The sequence below is a fragment of the Dietzia sp. DQ11-44 genome (assembly GCF_014145205.1).
Taxonomy (GTDB): Bacteria; Actinomycetota; Actinomycetes; order Mycobacteriales; family Mycobacteriaceae; genus Dietzia; species Dietzia natronolimnaea.
The window spans coordinates 1-2,506 of record NZ_JAALEC010000184.1; the positions used below are offsets into that span (position 1 = coordinate 1).

General features: G+C 71.8%; 4 protein-coding genes and 1 pseudogene. 1 reads left to right on the plus strand and 4 read right to left on the minus strand.

Annotated features, from left to right (window positions below; genetic code table 11):
* A pseudogene (locus G6018_RS05700) lies at window positions 1-539 on the minus strand (allantoinase); the annotation flags it as partial.
* Between the two features lie 134 nt (window positions 540-673).
* On the opposite strand from G6018_RS05700, the gene rraA reads away from it, so the two are divergent.
* Window positions 674-1,156 (plus strand): ribonuclease E activity regulator RraA, encoded by a 483-nt coding sequence (gene rraA, locus G6018_RS05705; protein WP_179524199.1) that lies wholly within the window; start codon window positions 674-676, stop codon window positions 1,154-1,156.
* Between the two features lie 61 nt (window positions 1,157-1,217).
* On the opposite strand, the gene G6018_RS05710 is transcribed toward rraA, so the two are convergent.
* The 3 genes from G6018_RS05710 to G6018_RS05720 form a co-directional block, all read right to left on the minus strand.
* Window positions 1,218-1,601 (minus strand): hypothetical protein, encoded by a 384-nt coding sequence (locus tag G6018_RS05710; RefSeq protein WP_182609885.1) that lies wholly within the window; start codon window positions 1,599-1,601, stop codon window positions 1,218-1,220.
* 98 nt (window positions 1,602-1,699) lie between these two features.
* Window positions 1,700-2,245: a hypothetical protein gene (locus tag G6018_RS05715; protein ID WP_182609893.1), complete on the minus strand. Its 546-nt coding sequence runs from the start codon at window positions 2,243-2,245 to the stop codon at window positions 1,700-1,702.
* A 5-nt stretch (window positions 2,246-2,250) separates the two neighbouring features.
* Complete coding sequence (locus G6018_RS05720; RefSeq protein ID WP_182609886.1) at window positions 2,251-2,487, minus strand: RNA-binding S4 domain-containing protein; 237 nt, start codon at window positions 2,485-2,487, stop codon at window positions 2,251-2,253.
* Between the last annotated feature and the right edge of the window lie 19 nt (window positions 2,488-2,506).

Consider the following 2,506-nt stretch of genomic DNA (forward strand, 5'->3'; position numbering starts at 1 on the left):
GCGAAGAGCCCGCCGCGGCCGGCGACCTCCTCCGCCGCCGCCGCCAGGTCCTCACTGTTCAGGGTGGGGGTTCCCGCCACGCCCTTCCCGTCCGCCACGGCGGAGATCCCGAACACCCCCCGGTCGAGCAACGCGCCGAGCCGTCCGAGGTTGCCGGGCACCGCGGCACCCCACAGGCCCACGTCGACGGACGACTCGCCGGTCACCCCCTCCCGCCACCGGTCCACCTGCTCCGGGTCGGTGGCCGACGGGTCGCCGTTCGTCCCGTAGTCGACCACGGTGGTGATCCCCCCGAGGGCGGCCGAACGGGTGCCCACCGCGACGTCCTCGGTGCTCACGTGCGGGTCCACCAGCCCGGGCATCAGAACGACGTCGTCACCCAGATCGATCGTGTGATCACCCGCCAACCCGATGTCCCGCGCCTCGGACCCGGTCCGCACGGAGGAGATCACGCCGCCGTCCACCGCGACCGCCGCCTGCTGGATACGACCGTCGACCACGGCGCGGCGGGCGTGGATCAGGAGCTCGTACCTGGCCACGGATCGGTCCTCCTACGTCTAGACGGATTTCGGTGACACCCTCGGGCGTCATTGTCCCCCACGGCCGAGGTCTTCCGGGGCAGCGTCGCCGGATAGCGTGGAGGGAGACCGAACTCAGACCAGGAGGGCCCGCCATGACCGACACCCCCACCGGATTCGTCCCCACCGCCGACCTCGTCGACGAGATCGGCGAGGGCGTCCGGAGTTGCGACACCCAGTTCCGCGACCTCGGCGGCCGCACCGAGTTCTTCGGCCCGGTCTCCACGGTCCGGTGCTTCCAGGACAACGCGCTGCTCAAGAGCGTTCTGGGTGAGCCCGGAGAGGGTCGGGTCCTGGTGATCGACGGTGATGCCAGTGTGCACACGGCGCTCGTCGGCGACCTCATCGCGGAACTCGGTCGATCCAACGGCTGGGCCGGCGTGGTGGTCCACGGCGCGATCCGCGACTCCGCGGTGATCGGCACGATGGACTTCGGGTGCAAGGCCCTCGGGACCAACCCCCGCAAGTCGTCCAAGACGGGCGCCGGGGAGCGGGATGTCACCGTGAGTTTCGGCGGGGTCGACTTCGTCCCCGGCGACATGCTCTACGCGGACTCCGACGGGATCGTGGTGCGCTGACCCCGGCGCGCACCCCACGCCGGGGCGTGGCGGCCGACGGGGTCGCCGAGCGGTCAGCGGATCAGGACGCGCCCGCGAAGGTGCCGACCGAGCCGACCGACAGCTCGCCGATCGAGGCCTCCGGCCCGTAACTGCCCAACGACCCGGGCGCGTACGACCCGGTCGAGTTGGGCACGTCGACGGAGAGGACGACGGACCCGGTGTTGATGAGCGTCGTCAGCAGGTTCATCAGCGAGCCTGTGCCGAGGGAGCCGTAGCCCAGACTGCCGAGCGCGTCGATGGTCGCGGGATCGACCGACATGCACCGGGCGCCGTTCATCGTCTGAATCCACACGCAGAACGGGTCCGTCGGCTCCTCGGGCGCCGCCGTCGCCGACCCGGCCCCGGAGAGCAGGGCGGTGGCCATCAGAGCGGACGACGCCGCGGCGAGCAGGGTGGTGCGCATGTCGGGAAACCTCCGGGTAGGCACCCCACCCGGGCGTGGGGCTGTCCTCACGAAGTGTAACGGGTATCACACCGTCCGCGACCGGCGCCCCGGACGGGTCATGCCTCGCGTCTGATCCACCGCAGGAGCGGGCCGAGGGAGACCCGGTCGGTGAGATCCAGCCCGCCCAGCTCGAGCATCGACTGCTCCTCCGGGGTGAGATCCGGTTTGCGGCGCAGTGCCGCCAGCGCGGTCTTGATCCCCAGCCGCTGCCGGAACCCGAGTTGGTCGGGGGTCACCACGCCGCGCAACTGGAACAGCTTGAGGTCCCGGAGCTGGTCGGCGGAGAACTCGCTCGACATCAGGTCGATCCGGGCGTCGTCGGTGACCGGGGTGGGGCCCACCATGACGACGGCGACCCGGCGACCGGCCTCCACGAGCGCCTCCCAGTTGTCCTTGATGAACCCCGAGCCGCCCAGACCGCCACCCGGACGCATGCCCGTCACCAGGACCACCGTCCCGGCCACCACGAGCTCGGCGGGATCCACGGCGTCGTGGTGGGAGCTGCGGGCGTCGAACTCCTCCGCCACCCAGTCCGCGTAGCGGCGGGCCCCCGGGTCGTCGTCGTGCAGCACCACCGGGGCCGGCACGGCGCCGGACGTCATCTCGTTCACTGAGGCCTCCCCTGCCCGTCACGGGCGACCACGCGGGCCGCGCGGCCACCGAACGCCACCACGTCGCCGTCGGCCAGTCCGCGACCGCGCCGCACGTCGACCTCCCCGTTGACGCTGACCGCGCCCGCCGCGACGGCGTCCTTGGCCTCCGCCCCCGAATCGAGCAGCGAGGCCAGCTTGAGGAACTGGCCGAGCGTGAGCTTGCTGCCCAGATCACATTCGACGTCGTCCACTGGTGGACCGGCCGGCGGA

What these genes read in the sequence shown, in the direction of transcription:
- rraA (WP_179524199.1), top strand. Translation starts at nt 674, where the DNA reads ATGACCGACACCCCCACCGGATTCGTCCCCACCGCCGACCTCGTCGAC.
- G6018_RS05710 (WP_182609885.1), bottom strand. Translation starts at nt 1,601, where the DNA reads ATGCGCACCACCCTGCTCGCCGCGGCGTCGTCCGCTCTGATGGCCACC.
- G6018_RS05715 (WP_182609893.1), bottom strand. Translation starts at nt 2,245, where the DNA reads ATGACGTCCGGCGCCGTGCCGGCCCCGGTGGTGCTGCACGACGACGAC.